The sequence below is a fragment of the Paraburkholderia bonniea genome (assembly GCF_009455625.1).
Classification (GTDB): Bacteria; Pseudomonadota; Gammaproteobacteria; order Burkholderiales; family Burkholderiaceae; genus Paraburkholderia; species Paraburkholderia bonniea.
The window spans coordinates 712,328-737,845 of sequence record NZ_QPEQ01000001.1 but is presented as its reverse complement, the minus strand read 5'-3'; the positions used below and the strand labels follow the sequence as shown (position 1 = coordinate 737,845).

The 25,518-nt window shown below is 59.0% G+C and carries 20 protein-coding genes; 3 read left to right on the top strand and 17 right to left on the bottom strand.

The window, feature by feature from the left end; genetic code table 11:
• Positions 1-48 precede the first annotated feature (48 nt).
• From GH656_RS03245 to GH656_RS03165, 17 genes are all read right to left on the bottom strand, one after another.
• The gene (locus tag GH656_RS03245) at positions 49-1,248 is read right to left on the bottom strand and encodes an acetyl-CoA C-acyltransferase (RefSeq protein WP_153074558.1); all 1,200 of its coding nucleotides are present in this window, start codon (positions 1,246-1,248) and stop codon (positions 49-51) included.
• Between the two features lie 107 nt (positions 1,249-1,355).
• The gene (locus GH656_RS03240) at positions 1,356-3,791 is read right to left on the bottom strand and encodes a 3-hydroxyacyl-CoA dehydrogenase/enoyl-CoA hydratase family protein (RefSeq protein ID WP_153074557.1); all 2,436 of its coding nucleotides are present in this window, start codon (positions 3,789-3,791) and stop codon (positions 1,356-1,358) included.
• A gap of 161 nt (positions 3,792-3,952) precedes the next feature.
• Complete coding sequence (locus tag GH656_RS03235) at positions 3,953-5,740, bottom strand: acyl-CoA dehydrogenase C-terminal domain-containing protein (protein ID WP_153074556.1); 1,788 nt, start codon at positions 5,738-5,740, stop codon at positions 3,953-3,955.
• 123 nt (positions 5,741-5,863) lie between these two features.
• On the bottom strand, positions 5,864-6,463 hold the full coding sequence (locus GH656_RS03230) for a TetR/AcrR family transcriptional regulator (protein ID WP_153074555.1): 600 nt from the start codon (positions 6,461-6,463) through the stop codon (positions 5,864-5,866).
• 215 nt (positions 6,464-6,678) lie between these two features.
• A complete protein-coding gene (locus GH656_RS03225; protein WP_153074554.1) occupies positions 6,679-7,998 on the bottom strand; it encodes a phospholipase D-like domain-containing protein in 1,320 nt (439 codons plus the stop codon).
• Positions 7,998-8,480, bottom strand: a complete 483-nt coding sequence (gene nudB / locus GH656_RS03220; protein ID WP_153074553.1) for a dihydroneopterin triphosphate diphosphatase — start codon at positions 8,478-8,480, stop codon at positions 7,998-8,000. The genes GH656_RS03225 and nudB overlap by 1 nt, the downstream gene beginning before the upstream one ends.
• Positions 8,481-8,639: 159 nt before the next feature.
• Entirely contained in the window at positions 8,640-10,439 is a 1,800-nt protein-coding gene (aspS, locus tag GH656_RS03215) for an aspartate--tRNA ligase (RefSeq protein ID WP_153074552.1), read from the bottom strand.
• A 67-nt stretch (positions 10,440-10,506) separates the two neighbouring features.
• Positions 10,507-11,169 carry a DUF502 domain-containing protein gene (locus GH656_RS03210; RefSeq protein WP_174769681.1) on the bottom strand — a complete coding sequence of 221 codons (663 nt, stop codon included), beginning with the start codon at positions 11,167-11,169 and terminating at the stop codon, positions 10,507-10,509.
• Between the two features lie 75 nt (positions 11,170-11,244).
• Positions 11,245-11,640 carry an FmdB family zinc ribbon protein gene (locus GH656_RS03205; RefSeq protein WP_153074551.1) on the bottom strand — a complete coding sequence of 132 codons (396 nt, stop codon included), beginning with the start codon at positions 11,638-11,640 and terminating at the stop codon, positions 11,245-11,247.
• 165 nt (positions 11,641-11,805) lie between these two features.
• Positions 11,806-12,441 carry a methyltransferase domain-containing protein gene (locus GH656_RS03200; RefSeq protein ID WP_153074550.1) on the bottom strand — a complete coding sequence of 212 codons (636 nt, stop codon included), beginning with the start codon at positions 12,439-12,441 and terminating at the stop codon, positions 11,806-11,808.
• 42 nt (positions 12,442-12,483) lie between these two features.
• On the bottom strand, positions 12,484-14,061 hold the full coding sequence (ubiB, locus tag GH656_RS03195) for a ubiquinone biosynthesis regulatory protein kinase UbiB (RefSeq protein ID WP_153074549.1): 1,578 nt from the start codon (positions 14,059-14,061) through the stop codon (positions 12,484-12,486).
• Between the two features lie 14 nt (positions 14,062-14,075).
• Positions 14,076-14,720, bottom strand: coding sequence for a ubiquinone biosynthesis accessory factor UbiJ (locus GH656_RS03190; RefSeq protein ID WP_153074548.1), 645 nt, complete (start codon positions 14,718-14,720; stop codon positions 14,076-14,078).
• Positions 14,721-14,832: 112 nt separating this feature from the next.
• Complete coding sequence (locus GH656_RS03185) at positions 14,833-15,846, bottom strand: Tim44 domain-containing protein (protein ID WP_153074547.1); 1,014 nt, start codon at positions 15,844-15,846, stop codon at positions 14,833-14,835.
• A gap of 38 nt (positions 15,847-15,884) precedes the next feature.
• Entirely contained in the window at positions 15,885-16,616 is a 732-nt protein-coding gene (gene ubiE / locus GH656_RS03180; RefSeq protein ID WP_153074546.1) for a bifunctional demethylmenaquinone methyltransferase/2-methoxy-6-polyprenyl-1,4-benzoquinol methylase UbiE, read from the bottom strand.
• Positions 16,617-16,710: 94 nt separating this feature from the next.
• Complete coding sequence (locus tag GH656_RS03175; protein ID WP_153074545.1) at positions 16,711-17,124, bottom strand: gamma-butyrobetaine hydroxylase family protein; 414 nt, start codon at positions 17,122-17,124, stop codon at positions 16,711-16,713.
• Between the two features lie 7 nt (positions 17,125-17,131).
• Positions 17,132-17,560 carry an HIT family protein gene (locus GH656_RS03170; RefSeq protein WP_153076534.1) on the bottom strand — a complete coding sequence of 143 codons (429 nt, stop codon included), beginning with the start codon at positions 17,558-17,560 and terminating at the stop codon, positions 17,132-17,134.
• Positions 17,561-17,593: 33 nt separating this feature from the next.
• Complete coding sequence (locus tag GH656_RS03165; protein WP_153074544.1) at positions 17,594-21,640, bottom strand: DUF3683 domain-containing protein; 4,047 nt, start codon at positions 21,638-21,640, stop codon at positions 17,594-17,596.
• Between the two features lie 509 nt (positions 21,641-22,149).
• Between GH656_RS03165 and ilvA the strand changes: the two genes are divergently transcribed.
• From ilvA to queF, 3 genes are all read left to right on the top strand, one after another.
• The gene (gene ilvA / locus GH656_RS03160) at positions 22,150-23,673 is read left to right on the top strand and encodes a threonine ammonia-lyase, biosynthetic (protein WP_153074543.1); all 1,524 of its coding nucleotides are present in this window, start codon (positions 22,150-22,152) and stop codon (positions 23,671-23,673) included.
• A 72-nt stretch (positions 23,674-23,745) separates the two neighbouring features.
• On the top strand, positions 23,746-24,648 hold the full coding sequence (locus GH656_RS03155; protein ID WP_153074542.1) for a 5'-nucleotidase: 903 nt from the start codon (positions 23,746-23,748) through the stop codon (positions 24,646-24,648).
• Positions 24,645-25,469, top strand: a complete 825-nt coding sequence (gene queF, locus GH656_RS03150; protein WP_153074541.1) for an NADPH-dependent 7-cyano-7-deazaguanine reductase QueF — start codon at positions 24,645-24,647, stop codon at positions 25,467-25,469. Before GH656_RS03155 ends, queF begins: the two co-directional genes overlap by 4 nt.
• The last annotated feature ends 49 nt before the right edge of the window (positions 25,470-25,518 follow it).

Here is a 25,518-nt window from a genome sequence, read left to right as displayed (position 1 = left end):
GCGAGCCGTTCAACGATCCTGAACCGAACCTGTTAGCTGGCTCGGTGGTTACAGGCGTTCGATGATGCCTGCTGCCCCCATTCCGGTGCCGACGCACATCGTCACCATGCCGTACTTCAGGTTGCGCCGGCGCAGGCCGTGAAGCACCGTCGCGGCACGAATCGCCCCGGTAGCGCCCAGCGGATGCCCCAGCGCGATCGCGCCGCCCAGCGGATTGATCTTCGATGGGTCCAGCCCAAGATCCTGAATCACCGCCAGCGACTGCGCAGCAAACGCTTCATTCAGTTCGATCCAGTCGATGTCATCCTGCTTCAGGCCCGCCGCCTTGAGCGCAGCCGGAATCGCTTCTTTCGGCCCGATGCCCATGATTTCTGGCGGCACACCGCGCACCGCAAAGCTCACGAAACGCCCCAGCGGCGTCAGGTTGAACTGCTTGAGGATTTTTTCTGACACGACGATCAGCGCGCCTGCGCCATCGGACATTTGCGAGCTATTGCCCGCCGTCACCGAACCCTTGTTCGCAAACACCGCCCGCAGTTTGGCCAGACCTTCCATCGTAGTGTCCTGGCGCGGACCTTCGTCGAGGCTCAGCTCGCGCGACTTCACCCGCACCTCACCGGTAGCCAGATCGGGAAAACGTTCGGTGACAGTGAACGCGGCAATTTCGTCGTTAAACTCACCCGCCTGCTGCGCCGCAATCGCCTTGCGGTGCGACTCAACCGAAAACTGGTCTTGCGCTTCGCGGCTGATCTTCCAGCGCTCAGCGACTTTCTCGGCAGTCAGGCCCATGCCATAAGCGATGCCGATGTTTTCATCGTGATCGAAGATATGGGGCGACAGCGACGGCTTGTTACCCATCATCGGCACCATGCTCATCGACTCGCAGCCGCCCGCGATCATCACATCGGATTCGCCCACGCGAATGCGGTCTGCCGCCATCGCCAGCGCCGTCACACCCGAGGCGCAAAAACGATTCACCGTGACCCCGCCAACCGTATTCGGCAAGCCCGCCAGCAGCGCGCCAATGCGCGCGACATTCAGACCTTGCTCACCTTCAGGAATGGCACAGCCGATGATCGCGTCTTCGATCAGTTTGGTATCCAGCCCAGGCACCTGGGCCACCGCCGAGCGGATGGCATGCACCAGCAACTCATCCGGACGGGTGTTTTTGAACATGCCGCGCGGTGCCTTGCCAATCGGCGTGCGACTAGCGGCAACGATATATGCGTCCTGCAATTGCTTCGTCATTTGGAACTCCAGTCCCATGTGATTCATTGCGATTCAACCGGGGTGAGCGCGTTAGCGTTTGACTCCGGTCCCATGCGATCTATTCCAGACTGCCCGCGCAACGGGGGTTAGTTCCGGACCGGCTTGCCGGTCTGCAACATGCCCATGATCCGTTCCTGCGTTTTTTGTGTGCCAAGCAAATCGACAAACGCGCGGCGCTCCAGCGTCAGCAACCATTCTTCGTCCACCAAGCTGCCCGCTTCGACGTCACCACCGCAGACGGCCTCCGCGATCCGGCTGGCAATCAGATAATCGTGATCGCTAATAAACCGGCCATCGCGCATGTTGACCAGCGAAGCCTTGATGGTCGAAATCGCAGAACGCCCGGCAACCGGCACCTGGGTCACCCGCAGCGGCGGACGATAGCCAGCTGCGGCCAGCGCGCGCGCTTCTTTCTTCGCGGTGTCGAGCAGCTCGAACACGTTGAACACGATCGTGTCGGAAGGCTTCAGATAGCCCATCGTGCGAGCCTCAAGCGCAGAGGCCGAGACCTTCGCCATCGCCGCGTTTTCGAACGATTTCTGCACGAACTTGAGGAGATCGCTAGTCGCGCCCACTGCGCTAGCTGCATCAGCCGCGCGCAATGCCGCTTCTTTCAAGCCGCCACCGGCAGGCACAAGGCCCACGCCGACCTCAACCAGGCCGATATAGCTTTCGATGTGCGCGACACGTTTGGCACTGTGCAGCACCAGCTCACAGCCGCCGCCCAGCGCGATGCCGGACACCGCTGCAACCACCGGCACACTCGCGTACTTGACGCGCATCATCCCGTCCTGGAACTTCTGCACAAATGGCTCGATGCCCTTGGCACCGCCCATCATGAACGCAGGCATCGCTTCTTCGAGGTTCGCGCCAGCCGAGAACGGCCCGCCTGGCGTGCCGAGTTTCAGCGACGTCGGCTGCCAGATCACCACGCCTTTGTATTCTTTCTCCGCGAGTTCGATCGCCTGCACGAGGCCATCAATCACGCTCGGTCCAATCGTGTTCATCTTGCTTTTGAACGACACGATCAGCACATCGTTCTCACCCGCGCGATCGTCGACCCATGCGCGCACGGCTTCAGTTTCGAACAGCGTCTTGCCCCAGCTTTTCGGCTCAGCGCCGGTCTCGCCCACCAGCGGCGCGCGGAACACCTGCTTGTCGTACACCGCCAGCGACGAGCGCGGCACAAACGATTGCGACGCGGGCGACCACGAACCGGCATTGCTGTGCACACCACCGCCATCTGCGACCGGCCCTTCGAACACCCAGCCAGGCAACGGTGCGGCTGAAAGCGATTTACCCGCCGCGATATCTTCCTGCACCCACTGCGCGACCTGCTTCCAGCCAGCGCTCTGCCAGCCTTCGAACGGACCTTCGCTCCAGCCAAAACCCCAGCGGATCGCCAGATCGACGTCACGCGCGTTATCCGCGATGGATTCGAGATGCACGCCGATGTAATGGAACACGTCACGGAAAATCGACCACAGGAACTGCGCCTGAGGATGTTCCGATTCACGCAGCAGCTTCAGACGTTCCGCAGGCGGACGCTTCAGAATACGGCCCACCAGTTCGTCAGCTTTTGCACCGCCTTCGACGTACTCGCCCGTTTTCGGATCGAGCACCTTGATCGTCTTGCCTTCTTTTTTATAAAAACCGCCACCGGTTTTTTGTCCGAGCGCGCCTTTTTTCACCAACTCAGCGAGCACCGCCGGGGTCTGGTAGACGGGGAAGAACGGATCGTCAGCGAGGTTGTCCTGCATCGTCTTGATGACGTGCGCCATGGTGTCCAGCCCAACCACGTCAGCAGTCCGGAAGGTTGCTGACTTCGCGCGGCCCAGGCGGCTGCCAGTCAGATCATCCACCTCATCAAAACGCAGGCCGAACTTGGCGGCTTCGGTCATCACCGCGAGGATCGAGAAAATCCCGACGCGGTTGGCGATGAAATTCGGCGTGTCTTTGGCCCGCACCACCCCTTTGCCCACCACGCTGGTGAGGAACGATTCGAGCTGGTCAAGAATTTCCGGGCGCGTATGCGCAGTCGGAATCAGTTCGACCAGATGCATGTAACGCGGCGGATTAAAAAAGTGCACGCCACAAAAGCGTGCCTTGAGTTCATCAGAGAAACCTTGCGACAGCTCAGTGATCGACAGCCCTGAAGTGTTGCTGGCAAAGATCGCATGGGGTGCGATATGCGCCGACACTTTTTTGTACAGATCGTGCTTCCAGTCCATACGCTCAGCAATCGCTTCGATCACGAGATCGCATTGCGCGAGCTTGTCGATGTCGTCGTCGTAATTGGCGGGCTGGATATATTGAGCGTCGTCCTTGATACCAAACGGCGCGGGCGAGAGCTTCTTCAGATTGTCGATAGCTTTCAGGGCAATCGCGTTTTTCAGGCCTTCCTTGGCGGGCAGGTCGAACAGCAGCACTGGCACTTTGGCGTTAATCAGGTGCGCAGCGATCTGCGCGCCCATTACGCCGGCGCCGAGCACGGCTACCTTGCGAATAATCAGGTTGCTCACGTCGTTCCTCCGGGGAGTTATGCGGTGTCTCAGGTCTGGCGAATCATGCGCTGGCCGCTCAGATGACTAAACGATCAGGTGATCCAGGTAGGGCGCGATACGTTCCGGGTGCGCTGTGCAACGCGTGCTTGCACATGCGTTGCACAGCAACAGCCGGAAATTTAAAACAGAGCTTCTTCGACATCCATCATCGTCTTCGATCCTGCCCGAGCCTGACGGATGGTCATCGCGGTTTCAGGCAGCAGCTTGGCGAAATAGAAACGGGCCGTCGCCAGCTTGGCCTGGTAAAACGGATCGCCTGACGCTTGCTTGTCGAGTGCGATACGCGCCATGCGGGCCCAGAAGTACGAAAACACCAGATGCCCCACCGTGCGCAGATACGGCACAGCCGCGGCGCCGACTTCGTCGGGATTCTGCATCGCCTTCATGCCGAGCTCCATCGTCAGCTTTTGCACCTTGTCGCCGATATCGCCGAGCGGGTTGATGAACTCCTGCATCTCCGGCTTCACGCCTTCTGCTTCGACAAAATCGGTCACCAGCTTGCCGAATTTCTTGAGCTTCGCGCCCATATCGCCCAGCACCTTGCGGCCCAGCAGATCAAGCGCTTGAATTGAGTTGGTGCCTTCGTAAATCATGTTGATGCGGGCATCGCGCACATATTGCTCCATGCCCCATTCAGCGATAAAGCCGTGGCCGCCGTAGATCTGCATCGCGTGATTCGTGCCCTCGAACGCGTTGTCTGACAAAAACGCCTTGAGAATTGGCGTGAGCAGCGCCACCAGATCAGCGGCTTCTTTGCGCACGGCTTCGTCCGCGTGTGACAGCTCTTTGTCGATATGCAGCGCTGACCAGTAGGAAAAGGCCCGGGCACCTTCGGCATAGGCTTTTTGCGTCAGCAGCATGCGCCGCACATCGGGGTGAACGATGATCGGGTCGGCCGCTTTTTCAGGGGCTTTCGGGCCAGTCAGTGAACGCATCTGCAAACGCTCTTTGGCGTACACCAGCGAGTTTTGATAAGCGACTTCAGTCAAGCCAAGACTTTGCATGCCAACGCCAAGACGCGCCGCATTCATCATCACGAACATCGCGTTCAAACCCTTATTCGGCTCACCGACCAGCCAGCCCTTGGCACCATCGAGATTAATCACGCAGGTAGCGTTGCCGTGAATGCCCATCTTGTGTTCGATGGAGCCGCATTTCACGCCATTGCGCTCGCCGGGATTGCCTGCCGCATCCGGAACAAACTTCGGCACGAGAAACAGCGAGATGCCTTTGGTACCTTTCGGCGCATCAGGCAAACGGGCCAGCACTAGGTGGAGGATGTTTTCCGCGAGATCATGCTCGCCGCTGGAGATGAAGATTTTGGTGCCGCTGATTGCGTATGAGCCATCGCTATTAGGCTCAGCCTTGCTACGCAAAATACCGAGGTCGGTGCCGCAATGCGGCTCGGTCAAACACATCGTGCCGGTCCAGACGCCTGCGACCAGCTTCGGCAGATAAGTTTTTTGCTGCTCGGGCGTGCCGTGCGCATGCAGGCATTCGTATGCGCCATGTGACAGGCCCGGATACATCGTCCACGCCTGATTGGCCGAGTTCATCATCTCGTACAGCGCGTTGTTGACGAAGACCGGCAAGCCCTGGCCGCCATATTCCGGGTCGCAGCCCAGTGCGGGCCAGCCCGCTTCGACGTATTGCTGGTAAGCCTCCTTGAAACCAGCGGGCGTCTTCACTACGCCATCGCCAACATACGTGCAGCCTTCGCGGTCGCCGCTCTGATTGAGCGGGAACAACACTTCGGAGCAGAACTTGCCCGCTTCTTCGAGCACCTGGTTGATCGTGTCGGCATCGAGATCAGCATGCGGTGGCATCTGGCTGATTTCGGCTTCGACATTAAGCAGCTCGTGCAATACGAATTGCATGTCGCGCAGTGGCGCGGCGTACTGTCCCATCACTATCTCCCAAGGTGTTGATAAAGCGCGAGCGGGCTTGGCTGACCGCGACGCCTGGTGAATTCGATCAAGTCGATCAAGTCGATCAGCCGGACTTAATGGCCCGGACTTAACGATCCCGGCTTAACGATCTTTACTCTGGTACGAAACAATCAGTTTTTCCAGCGCGGCCCAAGTCAGTTGCGCCGCCTCTGGCAGATGCAGAAAACGCGCATCGTGATGCAGGCCAAGCGTGAGGCTATACAGTTCGAACAACATCAGTTGCGGCTCCGTGTCCGCCCGTAGATGCCCTTCTGCCACCGCTTGCGCAATGGCTCGCAGCAACGCCGCGCGCCAGATATTGACGCTCGATACCAGTTGTTCGCGCACCGGGTTATCAGCGCGGTCGTCGTATTCAACTGCGCCACTAATGTAGATGCAACCTGTGGTGACTTCGTGAATGCGCTTTTCAATCCAGCGCGAGATCATCGCACGCAAGCGCGGCAAACCGCGCGCCTCACCCAGGCTGGGGAAAAACACTTCTTCTTCGAAACGACGGTGATACTCGCGCACCACCTCGACCTGGAGATCTTCACGCGAGCCAAAATGTGCAAAAACGCCGCTCTTGCTCATCTGCATGCGCTCGGCCAACACGCCAATCGTCAGACCTTCCAGTCCTTCGCGGCTTGCCAGTTCAAGGGCGGCATCGAGAATTGCGACGCGTGTCTGTTCGCCTTTTCGCATAGCGGGGGTGGCACTCCTGGTGGCCGGAGAAAATCGAACGAGCGTTCTATTATTGTGGGGCGTGCCCGGTGAAACAAGGACTTTATTAGAAACCGGTTTCTAACCAGTTGCGAATCAGGACATGGGCTTTTATCGCCTATGTCCGCTGCAAAACGAGGTTTTAACAACGGGCAGGCGAGCCATTTTCGCTTGAATCCGTTGGCACGCCAGACGCGCTAGTCATATCCGCCGACCGTCAGCAATCGCATCACCGTCCGGTAAGCCGTGTAGGCAGCCCAGTTCAGCAAGCGCTCCCCTGCAGGGCGAGCTTCATAGGTAGCCAGATTGATCTGGTGCGCCTCGTCGAAGGCAACCAGCAATGCTTCACGCAGCGCGTCGATTTCAGGGTGCAGCACCAGCAAAACATTCGCTTCGTTATTCAGCACGAGGCTCAGCGCATCGAGATTGGATGACCCGACCGTGCACCAGTTCGAATCGACCACCGCTACCTTGCCATGCAGCATCGTCCTTTCGTACTCAGCGATCTTCACCCCGGCACGCAGCAACGACCGGTATAAAAACGGCACGGCGTAATCAAGCGCGGCAAATTCTTTTTTACCAATCACCAAACGCACATCCACACCGCGCTGGGCAGCGTGCTTCAACGCGCGCCGCAGCTTGCGGCCAGGCATGAAATACGGATTGGCCAGCAACACTTGCGCCCGCGCTTTGCCAATGGCGACCAGATACGCTTTTTCGATTGCGCGGCGGTTAATCAGGTTGTCGCGCGCCACGAAGGCCACGCAGGGCTCACCCGCCGCCAGAAAAGAACGCTTGCGAATGCGCCGCCAAACGCGCCGGCTGGTGGATTCGCGGGTCTGATCGGGGCTGGGGTTAGCGTTGGGGTTAGCGCTCACGCTGGCAGCCATAGCCGTGGCCACTGCTGCGGCCGCCACCGATGACGGCGAGCGGCCCGGCTGAATCCGACACCATTGCAGTTCAAACGCAGCACGCACATCCGCTACGGACGGGCCACTCAGTTCAACCGCGAAATCCCAGCGCGGAAAAGGCAGCAACACGCCATTTTGCTCAACGTCACTGATGATGTTGATCCCGCCGCAATAAGCGAAGCGTTGGTCAATCACAGCCAGCTTGCGATGCGTGCGGGAAAAACCAAAGCGGCCAAATAAATGCGGGTTGTAAATGCAATGTTCGATACCGCCTGCGGGCCACTCATTCAACAAGCGCAAACGGCCTGTGCCTAGCCCATCAGTAATCACTCGCACGCGCACGCCACGCGCTGCCGCACGCAGCAACGCATCGGACACCGCGCGGCCTACGCCATCGTCGGCAAAAATATAGGTTTCGAGCATCACGTCTGTCGTGGCTGCGTCGATACGTGCGAGCAACGCGGTAAAAAACGGCTCGCCAGAATGAAACAAGCGCACGGCGTTACCCACCGTAAACCGGTACCCACCCCGGTAACGCTGACCAGGCAACGCCTGCCGCCAACGTGGCCGCCAGTGCGGCAGATCGCGCGAGTCAGCGCCATCCATCACACGCTATCCCGTAGTGGTGAATTCAGAAGCAGGTTCATCCGCTCTGGCAATTGCAAGATCGCCTCCTGGTTAGAGCGCGAAAAACAACGCGCAGCGGCGGCTTTATAAGGAAGCCAGACAAACGCCGTGTGCTCTCGCGGTGAGAGCGTGACCTCAGTGCCATCCGGCACCTGAAGGCTGAACCAGTGCTCGGTGTTACGCGTCACCCCTGGCGCATAACGATGCCGCCAGACCGGATAAATGTCGTACTCGATCTGATGCTGCCAGTCGAGCAAAGCATTCCTGCTCACGACAATGCCGGTTTCTTCCGCGACTTCACGCTGAGCGGTTTCGGCCAGCGGCTCGTCCAGATGATCTTTCGATCCGGTGACCGACTGCCAGAACCCCGGACGGTCGGCACGCTCGATAATCAGCACCTCCAGCGCGGGGGTATGAATCACGACGAGAACAGACTCCGGAATCTTGGGCGGTTTTGACATGGAGAAAAAGGTGCCGCGCACCGGCACACGTTTCGGAGAATTTGGGGGGAATTCAGACAGATTGGAACAAGCAGCACCGGCCGACTGTAGCGCAAAAAAGAGAAAAGGCGCGTGATGCGCCTTTTCTCTTTTTTGCCGATGCGGGTAAGACCGTTCGACTTATGCCTTTTGTTCTGGCTGACGCAAACGGATATGCAACTCGCGCAATTGACGCTCGTCTACTTCGCTCGGAGCCTGCGTCAACAAACATTGAGCACGTTGTGTTTTCGGGAATGCAATCACGTCCCGAATCGAATCGGCACCGGCCATCATCGTGATGATGCGGTCGAGGCCAAACGCGATCCCGCCATGGGGCGGCGCGCCGTACTGCAGCGCATCAAGCAGGAAGCCGAACTTGATCTGCGCTTCTTCAGCACTGATCTTGAGCGCGCGGAACACCTTGCTCTGCACTTCTTCCTGATAAATCCGCACGGAGCCGCCGCCGATCTCCCAGCCATTCAGCACCATGTCGTAGGCTTTGGCCAGACAGCGGCCAGGATCGGTTTCGAGGTACTCAAGATGTTCATCTTTCGGGCTGGTGAACGGATGGTGCGCCGCGACGTAGCGGTTTTCTTCCTCGTCGTATTCGAACATCGGGAAGTCGATCACCCATAACGGCTTCCAGCCTGTTTCAACCAGCCCATTAGCCTTGCCGAATTCGGAATGCCCAATCTTCAGACGCAACGCGCCGAGGCTGTCGTTCACGACCTTCGCCCGGTCAGCCGCGAAGAAAATGATGTCGCCATCTTGCGCGCCGGTACGCTCGATAATGGCGGCCACCGCTGCGTCGTGCAGATTCTTGACGATCGGACTTTGCAAGCCATCACGGCCCTTCGCCACTTCATTGACCTTGATCCACGCAAGGCCCTTGGCACCATAAATACGCACGAATTCGGTATAGCTGTCGATATCGCCACGCGAAAGCTCACCGCCCTTCGGCACCCGCAGCGCCGCAACGCGCCCATCTTTGGCATTGGCGGGCGTGCTGAACACCTTGAATTCGACATCTTTAACCGCGTCGGTCAAATCAGTGAATTCGAGCTTCACACGCAAATCTGGCTTGTCGGAGCCAAAACGGCGCATGGCTTCCGAATACAGCATCACCGGGAATTTTTCGCCCAGGTCGACATCAAGCGCCGCCTGGAACACGTGACGAATCATCGCTTCGAACAGGTCACGAATTTCCTGCTCGCTCAAAAACGAGGTTTCGCAATCGATCTGCGTGAATTCAGGCTGGCGGTCAGCACGCAGATCTTCGTCGCGGAAGCATTTGACGATCTGATAGTAGCGATCGAAGTTCGCCACCATCAGCAACTGTTTGAAGAGTTGTGGCGACTGCGGCAGCGCGAAGAACTGGCCTGGATTGGTACGCGACGGCACGAGGTAATCGCGGGCACCCTCGGGCGTGCTTTTCGTCAACATCGGAGTTTCGATGTCGATGAAACCCTGTGCATCGAGATACTTGCGCACTTCCATCGCCACGCGATAACGCAGCCGCAAGTTGTGCTGCATTTGCGGGCGGCGTAAATCAAGCACCCGATGGGTCAGGCGAGTTGTTTCGGACAGGTTGTCGTCGTCCAGCGGGAACGGCGGCGTGATCGACGGGTTGAGCACCGTCAGTTCGTGGCACAGCACCTCAATCTTGCCGCTTTTCAGGCTGTTATTGATCGTGCCTTCCGGGCGGCTACGCACCACACCGGTGATCTGGACGCAGAATTCATTGCGCACCCCTTCAGCCGCCTTGAACATCTCGGCGCGATCAGGATCGCATACGACCTGAACCAGGCCCTCACGGTCACGCAGGTCAATAAAAATGACGCCACCGTGGTCGCGTCGACGATGAACCCAGCCACACAGCGAAACAGTCTGGCCCAGCAGTTGCTCGGTCACCAGACCGCAGTATTCAGATCTCATCGGCATGATGTTTGTCTTTTGTTTTGTACAAGGTGAACAGTGTGCCCGACCCAGTCGCGCACACCGGCATTCGTTACAGTGGCGGATCAACCACCCGGCGCGCCGGCTGGCTGGATTGCTGCACAGAAGGTGCCGCAGGAGCGACGACGCCCATCGAAACAATGTATTTGAGCGCGGCATCAACGGTCATGTCGAGCTCAATCACTTCGCTTCTCGGCATCATCAGAAAAAAGCCCGACGTTGGATTGGGCGTGGTGGGCACATACACGCTGACGTGCTCTTGCGTCAGGTGGTTCACCACATCACCACCCGGCACCCCGGTGAGAAACCCAATGGTGTAAGACCCCTTGCGTGGATATTCGATCAAAAGCGCCTTGCGAAAGGCATTGCCGCTGCTCGACAGCAAAGTGTCCGATACCTGTTTGACGCTGGAATAAATCGGTCCGACAACCGGAATGTGGGCCACGATCTGCTCCCACCACTTCACCAGCTTCTGGCCCACGAAATTTTGTGTGAACAGGCCAACGACGAAGATAAAAGCCAGCGTCAGCACCGCTCCCAGCCCCGGCAAACGGAACCCAAGTGCTCGCTCAGGCTGCCAGACGTCGGGCAGCAACAGCAAGGTCTGGTCCATCGTGCCAATAATCAGGCCGAGCACCCACAGTGTGATCGCCAGCGGCACTAGTACCAGCAGACCAGTCAAAAACACTGATTTGAACGTTGCCTTTTTCATCATCGCGTTATACCGCCACAAAAACTGCCCCGAACCGGGGCAGAAACCACATTAACGCACCTTCTGGTGACAAAACGGCTAAGTACCGCCTGTCGTGCTGGCAGCCGCCGGTGCTGGTGCTGGTGCAGATGTTGCTGCAGGTGCCGCGGCACTGGTTGAGCCCGTGGCCGCGGTGCTCGCCGCGCCGTCTGTTGCCGCCCCCGTGCTGCTGGATTCGCTGGCGGCAGCAGAAGCAGAGCCTTCACCCGCCTCGGCATTAGCCGCTGGTTTGGCACTGGCTGGTGCGCTGCCGTTGCTGCGAAAATCGGTGACATACCAGCCAGACCCCTTCAACTGAAAGCCTGCTGCCGTCACCTGCTTGCGAAAGGCGTCTTTTCCACACTCGGGACATTGATGCAGTGGCGTGTCACTCATCTTCTGCAATACGTCTTTTGCAAAACCACATGATTCACAACGGTAAGCGTAGATCGGCATGATCTTTTCCCTACAAAATTCGAGTAAACGCCAGCAAAGCCTTGAATTATAGCTGCAAACAACAGGCTCACCGGCATGGCTGGATGGCTAGGGCGAACTGCGTCTGGCCGCTACGGCCAGCGTCTATGCCCCAGGTTGTGGCGCGATCGAACGATCAGAAGAACATCATCCACGCCGACGCCATGTCAGCCAGCGCTCACGGCCGGCAAAAACAGGAATCGAATCGGTTACAGGCGCGTCTTCAAGCAGCTCAAAATGTGGCGCGAGTAACGCGTCAAGTTCGTCGCGGCTGATTCCAAATGGCGGGCCTTTAAGGGTTTCGCCGAAAAAGAAAAACCCCGCGAGCAAGCCACCAGGCGGCAAAAGCGCTGCCATGCGCGCCGCATAGTCAGCCCGCCTGGCTTTGGGCAACGCACACAAAAATGCCCGCTCATAAATCCAGTCAGGAGGAAACAGCGGCTGAAATGTGAAGAAGTCAGCCTGCCCGACAACACTGGCGTAGTCACCCAACTGGGCCCGTGCCGCCATCACTGCCTGCGCCGAAAAATCAATCGCCTGCACAGCTATGCCCTGCTGAGCCAGCCAAAGCGCCTCCCAGGCATTGCCACAACCTGGAATCAGGACCTTCGCCTGTGCATGGCCCGAAGCAAAAACCTTGAACGCCAGTGGAACACCCGCTTGGTCCCACGGAATAAAGCCGTTCTGAAAACGTTCGTCCCAGAATGTGGGAGATTCTGGATCACGCGTGGCAAAACCCGCTGCGACAGCGGGCAACTGAGGCGCGGCTGGTTTATCACTCATGCCTACTCCTGAATCTAAAGCCATAAACCACCGGCCCACAGCTCAACCCACATGCGCAAATGCCAGCCAGGTATGCGCCGCCACCGCCCCAGCGCCCACCGCGATACCGAACACCAGTGCGCCAACCAATACCCGGTTGGTGCGCCGCTGCTGCCGCAAGATCTGGCGCAGAACCTCATCATTCGCCCCGCGCTGCCCTTCGTGGTGCTCCAGCAGCATCTGATGAACCAGGCGCGGCAATTGCGGCAAGGTCTTGCTCCACTGCGGTGCCTCGATCCTGAACCGCTCATACCAGCCGCGCAGGCCAATCTGTTCAGTCATCCAGCGCTCAAGATACGGTTTGGCGGTTTTCCACAAATCAAGCTCGGGATCTAGTGAGCGGCCTAGCCCTTCAACATTGAGCATGGTTTTTTGCAACAGCACTAGTTGCGGCTGAATCTCAACATTGAAACGGCGCGACGTCGAAAATAACCGCATCAGCACCTGGCCCAGCGAAATGTCTTTGAGCGCCCGGTCAAAATAGGGCTCGCATACGGCACGGATCGCGCTTTCGAGTTCTTCGACGCGAGTGGTAGGTGGCACCCAGCCGGACTCTAGATGCAGCGTGGCGACGCGATGGTAATCGCGCTTGAAGAACGCCAGAAAATTTTGCGCGAGATAGTTTTTATCGAAATCAGACAAGGCTCCGACAATGCCGAAATCCAGCGCAATGTAGCGCCCAAAATGCGCCTGGGCCAAGCTGACCTGAATATTGCCCGGATGCATGTCGGCGTGGAAAAAGCCATCACGGAACACCTGGGTAAAAAAGATCTCGACGCCTTCTCGCGCGAGCTTCGGAATATCGACCCCCGCCGCACGCAAGGTATCCACCTGGCTGATTGGCACGCCCACCATCCGTTCCATCACCAGCACATTTGGCGTACAGAACTCCCAGTACATTTCGGGCACGAGCAGCAAGTCCAGGCCGGCAAAATTACGCCGCAACTGACTAGCGTTTGCGGCTTCGCGTGTCAGATCGAGTTCGTCGTGCAGATATTTGTCGAATTCAGCGACAACTTCACGCGGCTTGAGCCGTTTGCCGTCAGCCCACAAGCGCTCCGCCCACACAGCAACGTCACGCAGGAGAGCCAGATCTGAGTCGATCACGGGCAGCATGCCGGGGCGCAACACTTTGACCGCCACTGATTTGCCTGCATGCACGCCCGATTTGAGTCTGGCGAAGTGCACTTGCGCAATCGACGCACTGGCCACCGGCACCCGCTCAAAGTCATCAAACACCTGAGTCACCGACGCACCCAGCGCCTTTTCGATAATCGCAATGGCCACGTCTGAATCGAAAGACGGCACCTGATCTTGCAGCTTGGCCAGCTCATCTGCGATATCCACGGGCAATAGATCGCGCCGGGTAGACAGCACCTGACCAAATTTGACGAATATCGGCCCAAGACTTTCGAGCGCAAGACGCAAGCGCACGCCGGGCGGTTGCTCGAACTTGCGGCCAACGGTGGTGATGCGCACCAGCAACCGGACGCGCCGGTCGTTGACGCGCCCCAGCATCATCTCGTCAAGGCCAAAGCGAATAACGGTGAATAAAATCTTGAGAAAACGCAGAAAACGCATGAGATGCCCGGGGACTAGCGGGTACGACGCAACGTGGAAGCGTCGTTCAGCGAACGCGCCAAACCACTCTCCATCGCCCGTTCAAGACGCTCGACGCGCTTGTCGACACGCGCCAGCGTGTCTCGAACCCGCGCGAGCTCTGTATTAAATGTATCGAGCGCGGCACTGCGCACCAGTTGCGGATTCTCCTCAAGCAGATATTCAACAACGGTTTCGAGCAGATTGCGTCCGGCCCGGCGCGCTTGCTGATCGGCTGAACGCGCCAGCGTGGCCAGACGCCACGCCGGTGCGTCACCCAAAAAACGGGCTAGGTCTTCTTCTGGCTCCCAGCGCAAATGTTCCGCCAGACGAGCGATCACTGTCGCAAACTCTGCATCGCCTTCAATTTTTACGTGCTTCATCACCGCAGCCTGGCCGCCCTGGAGAAACACAGGTAGTGCCTCACCCGGCACAGCGATGGTGACATCGACTTGCTGCGCCTCATCTTGCGTAATGGCACCTAGATGACCGTCCGGCTGCACCTGCAAAAGCAGCTCGACGCTAGCACACGCCAGCCGCGCTGTTTTACCAGCGTAGGGTGTGAGGCGTTCACGGGCCCATGATTCACGGGCAAGCAGATGATTAACAGCAGCGGCAAAGGGCTTGGCAGCGAAGGTCATTGAATTGGCAAGAAAAAACCCGCGCGGACAAATGTCCGCGCGGGTTTCTATTGTAACGTCCGTTCGGTGTCAGGCCCGTTACACCGAACGGCTAAGGAACAAAGCAAACGCCCTAGTGGGTGGTAACTTGCTGAATCCCTGCGAGCAGCCAGCCTTCGCCGGTGCGGGTTGATTTGGACAGGTTCCAGATTTCGCTGAAAGGCTCCGCTGCAGCATTGGCCGATTCGCGGATCAGCCCCGAAAAACGCACGCTGGCAAAGTACTCCGTGCCGCGATCTTCGACGCCCAGCAAATCGGCATTCAGTTGCACCACATCAGTCTGGTTAGGCTGCGCGCCGCGCGAATCGAGATCGACCTTCACTTCAGCAAACATCTCAGGCGTAGTGAATTCACGAATGTCGTCCATGTTGCCCGCGTCCCATGCTGCCTGCAAACGGACAAAGTAAACCTTCGCATTCCGCACAAAGGCTTCCGTGTCGAAATCAGCCGGGATCGAAGCAGTCGCGCCCAGATCTTGCGCAACAGGCTGGCCACCCGGCAAATTGCCTTGCAAGCCAAAATGCGAGCCCGAAGCAGTTGTATTGCCTGGATTGCCCAGCCCGTGGTTGTAACCCGTGCCACCAGCATTCAGCGTAGCGCCTGATCCGGCATACGCCGGTGTGCCCGCATTACGCTTGCGATTCATGAATTTACGGATAAGCCAGATGCCGACCATTGCAATCAGCGCAATGATGATGAAATTGGCCATGGCACCTGCAAAGGCCTCGCCTAAACCAAAGTGGGACAGCAAAGCGGCAATACCCAGACCGGCTGCGAGGCCGGCAATCGGGCCAAGCCAGCGCGAACGGTTAGGCGCGGCCGCTGCAGCGCCAGGGGCGGCTTGAGCACGCGTGGCCTGGGCGGATTGAGCTGACTGGGATTGCGACGGCTGGGCCGGCGGCGGTGACTGGCGCTGCATGGTGGTTGACTGACGCCCCATACTACGGCTGCCGCCCATACGCTTTGCTTCAGCGTCCAGCGAGGCTAGCGTGCCAACGGTAATCAAACCCACCATCGCAACCAGTCCGATTCTTCTCGCCCACGAACCCGGTCTTTTTTTGGAAGATAACGCACGTGAATCGGACATTTTTGAGTTTTCCTTATAAAACTGATGGAGTAGGAACGCTAGTATTTGGTCCCCACGTGCAACGCTACCACACCTGCTGACAAATTGTAATATTTGACAGCGTCGAGCCCTGCCTCTTCCATCATTTTTTTTAAGGTTTCCTGATCTGGATGCATCCGGATCGATTCCGCCAGATAACGGTAGCTCTCCGAGTCCTTGGCAAAACGATCGCCAAGCCACGGCAGAACCTTGAACGAGTACACGTCGTAAGCCTTTTTCAGCGGCTCCCAGACCTTAGAAAATTCAAGCACTAACAAACGTCCTGCGGGTTTGAGCACGCGGCGCATTTCAGCAAGTGCTGCATCTTTGTGGGTCATATTGCGCAAACCAAAAGCAACGGTCACCACGTCGAAGTAATTGTCAGGAAACGGAATTTTCTCGGCATCGCACAGCAATGCTGGCGTAACCACGCCTTTATCGAGCAAGCGGTCACGGCCTACGCGCAGCATGGATTCGTTGATGTCGGTCAGCCAGACCTCGCCTGTGGAGCCTGCCTTACGGGCAAAAGCTTTCGACAGATCGCCCGTGCCGCCCGCAAGATCGAGCACCTTGAAACCTGGCCGTACATTCGCCTGGGCAATCGTGAACATCTTCCATGCCCGGTGCAATCCGCCCGACATCAGATCGTTCATCAAGTCGTAGTTCGTGGCGACGGAATGAAACACGCCCGCCACTTTCTTCGCTTTTTCCTGCTCGTCAACGGTCTGAAAGCCGAAGTGAGTTTTGCTCATCGCGCTGGGTCCTTTAGCGTGTTGTTCCAAGGTGTAGCGCCGCGCTGGGAGCGGCTTGAGGCCGAATCGTACCAGCCTGTGGATAGCGGGAGAATCAGTGGCAGTGGCCAGATGCGGGACGTGCCGCCGTCATCGGCGCATCACGCTGCACGCCAGCCGCTTCCAGACGAGCCAGGTAATCCCGCCAATGCTGCTCCTGGCGGCTCGCCAGGTCGTACAGCAAGTCCCACGAATACAGCCCCGTGGAATGCCCATCGGAAAAAAGCGGCTGTAACGCGTAATTACCCACGCCTTCAATCGCGCTAATAGTGACGTCGCGCTTGCCCGTCTGCAGCACTTCCTGCCCGGGCCCATGGCCGCGCACTTCGGCCGATGGGGAATAAACCCGTAACAGCTCAAATGGCACACGGAAATTTTCGCCATTCGGATATTGCAGTTCCAGCACGCGCGACTTCGCGTGAACAATCACGCCTGTCGGCACCGGGGTATCGGGCATCAGTCCGCTCATAGCCGCCTCACGCGAGTGCCTGTTCGACTTCGTGACGCACTGCATCGCGCAGCAGCGTCGCCTGGGCCCGCCGCGAGGCGAGTAATGCCTCCGACACCGTGCGCTGGCGTGGTGCCCAGATCGGTAGCGGAAAGTGTGCGTCATTCGAATAACGGGGGATCACGTGCCAGTGCATATGCGGCACCTGGTTGCCAAGACTCGCCAGATTCACTTTGATGGGCTGCAAAATGCGCCGCATCGCACATTCAACAGCGGACACCACACGCATCATGTGCTCGCGTCCGGCAACAGGCATCTCTGAAAACTCGGCTACGTGAGCATTCCAGATCACACGGCACAAGCCCGGATAATCGGGCTCGCTGGCCAGAACAACGCGTAATGTGTCGTCCTGCCACAGCACGTCGCCACCGTCCTCACGGCACAGTACACAGTCCATCATTTTCCCCAGACGAAAACGTTTATCGCGCCATTAAACCAGCACACGCTCAATTCCGCCATGATTGGCGCGCCGGACATAATCGGCCATCCAGTCTTCTCCCAGCACATGGCGGGCAATCTCGACCACGATGTAATCCGCCTCGATATCCGCGTCTTCGTTATAGCGCGAGAGCCCTTGCAAGCAGGACGGGCAGCTCGTCAGAATTTTCACGCCAGGTTCGCCGCCCGGCGCGGGTGCCGCGGCAGCAGAAGGGGCCCCCCCTGCAGCAACGCCCTGCGCCACCACCGGGATGTTGCGCAGCTTGGCTGCTCCTTTGCGGATTTCCTCTTCCTTGCGAAACCGCACCTGAGTCGAAACATCAGGCCGTGTCACCGCCAGCGTGCCGGATTCGCCACAGCAACGGTCGTTTTTCTCGATCCGGTAGCCGTCGTGCTCCGAACCCATTAACTGGTTCACCAGCGTTACCGGGTCCATGGTCTTGATCGGCGTGTGGCAAGGGTCGTGGTACATGTAGCGCATGCCGCTCACCCCTTCCAGGCGAATCCCTTTTTCCAGCAGAAATTCGTGAATGTCGATAATCCGGCAACCCGGAAAAATCTTGTCGAATTCGTAGCCCGCCAACTGGTCGTAGCACGTGCCGCACGACACCACCACCGTCTTGATATCAAGGTAGTTCAGCGTATTGGCCATGCGGTGAAACAACACACGGTTGTCTGTAACGATTTTCTCGGCCTTGTCGAACTGGCCCGAGCCGCGTTGCGGATAACCACAGCACAGATAACCTGGCGGCAGCACGGTCTGCACGCCCGCCTCCCACAGCATCGCCTGTGTCGCCAGCCCCACTTGCGAGAACAGCCGCTCCGAGCCACAACCAGGAAAGTAAAACACCGCTTCCGAATCCGCATTCGTGGTTGCCGGATTGCGGATGATCGGCACGATCTTGTTGTCTTCAATATCGAGCAGCGCGCGGGCGGTCTTTTTCGGCAGATTGCCCGGCATCTTCTTGTTCATGAAGTGGATGACCTGTTCGACCACTGGCGGTTTGCCGGTGGTCGCGGGCGGCCGAGCCGTCTGCTTTTTCGTGAAGCGTTTCAACAAGTTGTTGCCAAGACGTTGCGCCTTGTAGCCCACGCCCATCATCGCCGCACGCGCGAGGTTGATAGTCTGCGGGTTGGTCGCGTTGAGGAAGAACATGCCCGCGGCATTGCCTGCGTTGAACTTCTTTTTGCCCATCTTGCGCAGCAGGTTGCGCATGTTCATCGTGACGTCACCGAAGTCGATCTTCACGGGGCACGGTGTCACGCATTTATGGCACACCGTGCAGTGATCGGCCACGTCGTTGAATTCTTCCCAGTGCTTGATCGACACTCCGCGCCGAGTCTGTTCTTCATAAAGAAACGCTTCGACCAGCAGCGACGTCGCCAGGATCTTGTTACGCGGGCTGTACAGCAAATTCGCCCGGGGCACGTGCGTCGCGCATACCGGTTTGCATTTGCCGCAACGCAAGCAGTCTTTAATCGAGTCTGCAATCGCGCCAATATCCGACTGCTGCATGATCAGCGATTCGTAACCCATCAGACCAAAGCTGGGGGTGTACGCATTGCGCAGGTCAGCGCCAATCAGCAGCTTGCCCGCGTTGAAGCGTCCTTGTGGATCAACGCGCTGTTTGTACGCGCGGAATTCGCCGATTTCGTCCTCGGTGAGGAATTCGAGCTTGGTGATGCCAATCCCGTGCTCGCCAGAAATCACGCCATCAAGCGAGCGCGCCAGCTTCATGATGCGTGCGACGGCCTTGTGAGCGTCCTGCAGCATTTCGTAGTTGTCGGAATTGACCGGCAGGTTGGTATGGACATTGCCGTCGCCCGCGTGCATGTGCAACGCCACGAACACCCGGCCACGCAGCACCTGCTTGTGGATCGCCTGAGCCTCGTCAAGGATCGGTTTAAATTCGCCACCATTGAAAATCTGCCGTAGCTCAGCGCGGAGTTCGTGCTTCCACGACACGCGAATGGTGCGGTCCTGCGCCACATCGAACACCGTGACGCCAGCCTGCCCATCCACCCGGTCGGCAAACTTCTCTGCCAGCGCTTCGTAACCGAGTTGCACGAGATAGTGCTGAGCCTCGCGTAACGGCCGATCCAGATGCTCAAGCACGAAGGCCCAGCGCTCGCGCACGCGCTTGAGCAGGTCCAGCGCTTGTTGCACCCGGTCTTCCAGCAGCTCGGCGCTGGGAATTTCGTTAGCGTCATCGCTTTTACCCAGCGGCAGCTTGCCCGCGCGGAAAAACGCGTCGAGCGCATCCACCAGTTGCAGCTTGTTTTTGATCGACAGCTCGATGTTGATGCGCTCGATGCCGTCGGTGTATTCGCCCATCCGGTTCAGCGGGATCACCACGTCTTCGTTGATCTTGAACGCGTTGGTGTGTTTGGCGATCGCGGCCGTGCGGCTACGGTCCAGCCAGAAGCGCTTGCGCGCTTCAGCGCTAACCGCGACAAAACCTTCGCCGCTCTTGCTGTTGGCCATGCGCACGACTTCGGAGGTCGCGGCGGCAACCGCATCCGCGTCATCACCGACGATGTCGCCAATCAGCACCATCTTCGGAAACGCGTTGCGTTTCGATTTGGTCGCGTAGCCCACCGCGCGCAGATAGCGTTCGTCGAGATGCTCCAGACCCGCGAGAATCGCGCCACCCTGCTTCGAGGTTTCGAACAGGAAATCCTTGATTTCAACGATGCTTGGGATCGCTTCGCGCGCCTGGCCGAAAAACTCCAGACAGACCGTGCGCGTATGAGCGGGCATCTTGTGCAGCACCCAGCGCGCTGAAGTAATCAGGCCATCACAGCCCTCTTTTTGCACGCCGGGCAAGCCCGCGAGGAATTTGTCGGTGACATCCTTGCCAAGCCCTTCCTTGCGAAAACGCCGGCCTTCAATATCCAGCTTCTCGGTGCGCAGCAGTTTTTCGCCAGGCGCATACGCGCCATCGAACCAGTTCAGCTCGAAACGCGCGACTGGAATGTCGTGAATCTTGCCCATGTTGTGCTCAAGCCGGGTGATCTCGAGCCAGTTGCCTTCCGGATCGACCATCCGCCACCAGGCGAGGTTATCGAGCGCAGTGCCCCAAAGCACCGCTTTCTTGCCGCCCGCGTTCATCGCCACATTGCCGCCGATGCACGACGCGTCCAGCGAAGTCGGGTCCACTGCGAACACGTAACCAGCCTGTTCCGCTGCTTCGGTCACGCGCCGCGTGACCACGCCAGCGCCAGAGAAAATCGTCGCCACCTTGTGCGTCAAGCCCGGCAAATCGGTGAGTTCGACGGCACCCAGTTGCTCGAGTTTTTCGGTGTTGATAACAGCGGAAAACGGCGTGAGTGGAATTGCGCCACCGGTGTAGCCGGTGCCGCCTCCGCGTGGAATCACGGTCAAACCCAGCGCGAAGCACGCTTTAATCAGGCCCGCAATTTCGGCCTCGGTATCGGGGGTCAGCACGACAAACGGATATTCGACGCGCCAGTCGGTTGCATCGGTGACATGCGACACGCGCGACAGGCCATCAAAGCGGATGTTGTCTTTCTGCGTGCAGCGGCCCAGCACTTTGGTGGCGCGGCGGCGCAGCTCAGCGGTTTTGTCGAATTCACTTGCGAACGCTTCGACCGCGCGGCGCGCAGCGGCCACCAGGGTTTCGACCCGGGCCGCGCGCTCTATCCCGGCGGCATTGGCATGCTCGATCAGATCGGCGCGGCGGCGTTTTTCAATTTCACCCAGACGGTGATTCAAGGCTTCGATCAGCAATGCCCGGCGTTTCGGGTTGTCAAGCAGATCATCTTGCAGATACGGATTGCGCCGCACCACCCAGATATCGCCCAACACTTCGTACAACATCCGTGCCGAGCGGCCCGTGCGGCGCTCCGCACGCAATTCGGCGAGCGCGCTCCAGGCGTCGTCGCCCAGCAGGCGGATGACGATCTCGCGGTCGGAAAACGACGTGTAGTTATAGGGAATTTCGCGCAGGCGTGGTTCGGGATCGGCGGCCACTGCGGCGGCGGCTCCGTGCGGGTCGAAAACTTGAGGTGCGTTCATGTGCGGACAACTCGGTGAGTCGGCGGCGCGGCTCAAACAGAGCGCGGCTGACGATGCGCGTGGGGCGCAATGCTGGAAATTTCTGGCTGGGCGAAACGGCCTGGATGGAACAACTCACATCGGCCGTTCTGCAAGATTCAACTATTCAGTGAACGCTACACGATCGGGCTAGCCTGACATGCCAATGCGCTGCGGGGCAACACTCGCGCGAGGCTGGCACTAAAAAGAGGGGGCAAGGCTGCCGGTGCATCTTCCGATCCTTGTTGCAAACCGGAATTCTACCGCAGGATCTTCGTGCACGTAGGCGTCTGAATTCCAGCAGACAAAGCGCTCCGGGCATTTCTGACGCGTGTTTTATGCAGTCAGGCAAAGCTGGGTGCAACCGCCCGAAATCGCCCCGGACAGTTCACCCGCACGCCAGCGGCAAAACCCCAGCGCCCGGAACCTGCACGGTTGGCGCTATCATTGACGTTTTCCCGCCTCTTCCAAGCGCCTCGCGCGCGCCCTGCATGCATTCCCACGACTATTTAAAGAAAATCCTCACAGCGCGTGTCTACGATGTGGCGCGTGAGACGGAACTCGAACCCGCACGCAGCCTGTCAGTCCGCCTCGGCAATCCCGTTTTTCTGAAGCGCGAGGACAACCAGCCGGTGTTCTCCTTCAAGGTGCGGGGCGCGTACAACAAAATGGCACACCTGCCCGCCAGTGCGCTGGAGCGTGGCGTGATTACCGCATCGGCGGGCAACCACGCCCAGGGCGTGGCCCTGTCGGCGGCCCGCATGGGTGTCAAAGCCGTCATCGTGGTGCCCGTGACAACGCCGCAGCTCAAGGTCGACGCGGTGCGCGCGCATGGCGGCCCAACCGTCGAAGTGGTCCAGCACGGCGAGTCCTATAGCGATGCCTACGCGCATGCCATCGAGTTACAGGAAGCGCAGGGGCTGACGTTTGTCCATCCGTTCGACGATCCCTACGTGATTGCCGGCCAGGGCACCGTCGCCATGGAAATTCTCAGCCAGCACCAGGCACCGATCCACGCGATTTTCGTGCCGATTGGCGGCGGCGGGCTGGCGGCGGGCGTCGCGGCATACGTCAAGGCGGTGCGCCCGGAGATCAAAGTTATCGGGGTGCAAACCGACGACTCCTGCGCGATGGCGCAATCGCTCAAGGCCAACCAGCGCGTAACGCTGCCTGAAGTGGGCCTCTTTTCAGACGGCACGGCGGTCAAGCTGGTGGGCGAGGAAACCTTCCGGCTCTGCCAGGCCTATCTCGACGACGTCTTGATTGTGGATACCGATGCGCTCTGCGCTGCGATCAAGGACGTCTTCCAGGATACCCGCAGCGTGCTTGAGCCAGCGGGCGCGCTGGCCGTCGCCGGTGCCAAGCTGTATGCCGAACGCAGCGGCATTCAGGCGCAAACGCTGATCGCCGTCACCTCGGGCGCGAACATGAATTTCGACCGGATGCGGTTTGTCGCTGAGCGCGCCGAAGTCGGCGAAGCGCGCGAGGCCGTGTTCGCCGTGACGATCCCCGAAGAGCGCGGCAGCTTCAGGCGCTTTTGCACGCTGGTCGGCACCCGCAGCGTCACCGAATTCAATTACCGCATTGCGGATGCGCATTCGGCGCACCTGTTCGTTGGCGTTCAGATCAAGAATCGCGGCGAATCCGCTGAGATCGCGCAAACGTTCGAAGCCCACCGCTTCGCCACGGTCGATCTCACCGGCGACGAGCTCTCGAAACAACATATCCGTTACATGGTGGGGGGGCGCTCACCGCTAGCGCAGGACGAACGTCTGTTCCGTTTCGAGTTTCCCGAGCGGCCGGGCGCGCTGATGAAATTCCTCTCCTCGATGGCACCAAACTGGAATATCAGCTTGTTCCATTACCGCAATCAAGGCGCGGATTACAGCTCGATCCTCGTCGGCATGCAGGTGCCCAGCGTCGACTGCGAAGCGTTTGACCGCTTTATCGCGTCACTCGGCTATCCCTGCTGGGAAGAGACGGCTAACCCGGTCTACCGGCTGTTTCTCGGTTAAACACGCGGCGACAACGTGACAACGCGCAGCGACATGCGGCATCACACAGCACTACCGGCTGGAGCCTGACACATGGCGGTTTCACTGCAAGACAAACTCGTGGTGGCGATTTCATCGCGGGCGCTATTCGATTTCGAAGAAGAAAACCGCGTCTACGAAAACGGCGACCTGCGAGCCTACGAAGAACTGCAACGTGCGCGACTCGCCGTGCCAGCCAAGCCTGGGGTCGCGTTTCCACTGATGCGCAAGCTGCTGGCGCTCAACGCCAGCGGGCACAACGTCGAAGTCGTGATCCTGTCGCGCAGTGATCCCATCAGCGGCTTGCGCGCGTTTAATTCATGCCGCGAATATGGCCTCGCCATCGAGCGAGGAGTCTTCACCCGGGGCCGCGCGCCGTTTGGTTATCTGAAGCCGCTGAACGCCGCGCTCTTTTTGTCGGCCAACCAGGATGACGTGCGCGATGCGCTCGCGGCCGGGTTTCCCGCCGCGCGCGTGCTGCCCGAATCGGCCCGTATGGCAAGCACCTGGCCCAATGAAATTCGCATCGCATTCGATGGGGACGCGGTGCTGTTCTCCGACGAAGCCGAACGTATTTTTCAGCGCGACGGCTTGCCCGCCTTCATCGACAACGAGACCAGCAACAAAGATTTACCGCTCGCGGATGGCCCGCTCAAACCGCTGCTCGAAGCGCTGCACCGGCTGCAAAAACTCGCAGACCACGCCGCCCCGATGCATATCCGCACCGCACTCGTCACAGCACGTTCGGCCCCTGCGCATGAACGCGCGATCCGCACCCTGATGGCCTGGAACATCGAAATCGACGAAGCGATGTTTCTCGGCGGGCTCGATAAAGGCGCTTTTTTGCGTGAATTCGAGCCCGACTTTTTCTTCGACGACCAGCTGCGTCATTGCGAATCAGCGCGTGTCGTCACGCCCACTGGGCACGTTTTCAATGGCATCGTGAACACACCATGACCCTCGAGCACTCCCCCTTGGGCAAAGCTACTGCCTATATCGCCCAATACGACCCTTCATTGCTATTCCCAATCCCCCGCCAGCCCGCGCGGGACGCGATTGGCATCGGCCAGCCGTTGCCGTTTTTCGGCACCGATATCTGGAACGCGTATGAACTGTCGTGGCTGAACCCCCGTGGCAAACCGCAGATCGCGCTCGCCACGTTTTACGTGCCAGCCGATTCGCCGTTCATCATCGAATCAAAGTCGTTCAAGCTATATCTGGGATCGTTTGCGCAAACTGCATATGACTCCGCAGAGGCACTGCGTGACGCGCTCAAGCGCGACGTGTCGGCGATCTGCGGCGCGAATGTGCCGGTTCGTCTGACCTTAAGCGCCGATTTCGGCCAGTTGCAGATGGATGAATTCGATGGCTTGTCACTCGACCGGCTCGATCTCGACGCCGATGTGTACCACCCCGATCCGTCGCTGCTGAGCGCAGCACTCACGCAAGCGCCGATGGAAGAAACGCTGTATTCGAACTTGCTGAAATCAAACTGCCCAGTCACGGGCCAGCCAGACTGGGGCAGTGTGCAGATCCGTTACTCAGGCCCGCCAATCGACCATGCCGGACTGCTGCGCTACATCATTTCGTATCGCCAGCACACGGGCTTTCATGAGCAATGCGTAGAGCGAATCTACAGCGACATCATGCAGGCTTGCCAACCGGCGCGGCTCGCCGTCTATGCGCGCTATACCCGGCGCGGCGGGCTGGATATCAATCCGTTTCGCACCAACTACAACATGCCGCTGCCGGACAATCTCCGCACGGCGCGGCAGTAAACCGCACGGCCGGTCGTCCGGTCGCTGCGCAAGCCTTGCCGCGCGACCG

Coding starts and splice junctions, on each gene's coding strand:
- GH656_RS03245 (WP_153074558.1), bottom strand. CDS start 1,248: ATGACGAAGCAATTGCAGGACGCATATATCGTTGCCGCTAGTCGCACG.
- GH656_RS03235 (WP_153074556.1), bottom strand. CDS start 5,740: ATGGGACAGTACGCCGCGCCACTGCGCGACATGCAATTCGTATTGCAC.
- GH656_RS03230 (WP_153074555.1), bottom strand. CDS start 6,463: ATGCGAAAAGGCGAACAGACACGCGTCGCAATTCTCGATGCCGCCCTT.
- GH656_RS03225 (WP_153074554.1), bottom strand. CDS start 7,998: ATGGATGGCGCTGACTCGCGCGATCTGCCGCACTGGCGGCCACGTTGG.
- nudB (WP_153074553.1), bottom strand. CDS start 8,480: ATGTCAAAACCGCCCAAGATTCCGGAGTCTGTTCTCGTCGTGATTCAT.
- aspS (WP_153074552.1), bottom strand. CDS start 10,439: ATGCCGATGAGATCTGAATACTGCGGTCTGGTGACCGAGCAACTGCTG.
- GH656_RS03210 (WP_174769681.1), bottom strand. CDS start 11,169: ATGATGAAAAAGGCAACGTTCAAATCAGTGTTTTTGACTGGTCTGCTG.
- GH656_RS03205 (WP_153074551.1), bottom strand. CDS start 11,640: ATGCCGATCTACGCTTACCGTTGTGAATCATGTGGTTTTGCAAAAGAC.
- GH656_RS03200 (WP_153074550.1), bottom strand. CDS start 12,441: ATGAGTGATAAACCAGCCGCGCCTCAGTTGCCCGCTGTCGCAGCGGGT.
- ubiB (WP_153074549.1), bottom strand. CDS start 14,061: ATGCGTTTTCTGCGTTTTCTCAAGATTTTATTCACCGTTATTCGCTTT.
- GH656_RS03190 (WP_153074548.1), bottom strand. CDS start 14,720: ATGACCTTCGCTGCCAAGCCCTTTGCCGCTGCTGTTAATCATCTGCTT.
- GH656_RS03185 (WP_153074547.1), bottom strand. CDS start 15,846: ATGTCCGATTCACGTGCGTTATCTTCCAAAAAAAGACCGGGTTCGTGG.
- ubiE (WP_153074546.1), bottom strand. CDS start 16,616: ATGAGCAAAACTCACTTCGGCTTTCAGACCGTTGACGAGCAGGAAAAA.
- GH656_RS03175 (WP_153074545.1), bottom strand. CDS start 17,124: ATGAGCGGACTGATGCCCGATACCCCGGTGCCGACAGGCGTGATTGTT.
- GH656_RS03170 (WP_153076534.1), bottom strand. CDS start 17,560: ATGGACTGTGTACTGTGCCGTGAGGACGGTGGCGACGTGCTGTGGCAG.
- GH656_RS03165 (WP_153074544.1), bottom strand. CDS start 21,640: ATGAACGCACCTCAAGTTTTCGACCCGCACGGAGCCGCCGCCGCAGTG.
- ilvA (WP_153074543.1), top strand. CDS start 22,150: ATGCATTCCCACGACTATTTAAAGAAAATCCTCACAGCGCGTGTCTAC.
- GH656_RS03155 (WP_153074542.1), top strand. CDS start 23,746: ATGGCGGTTTCACTGCAAGACAAACTCGTGGTGGCGATTTCATCGCGG.
- queF (WP_153074541.1), top strand. CDS start 24,645: ATGACCCTCGAGCACTCCCCCTTGGGCAAAGCTACTGCCTATATCGCC.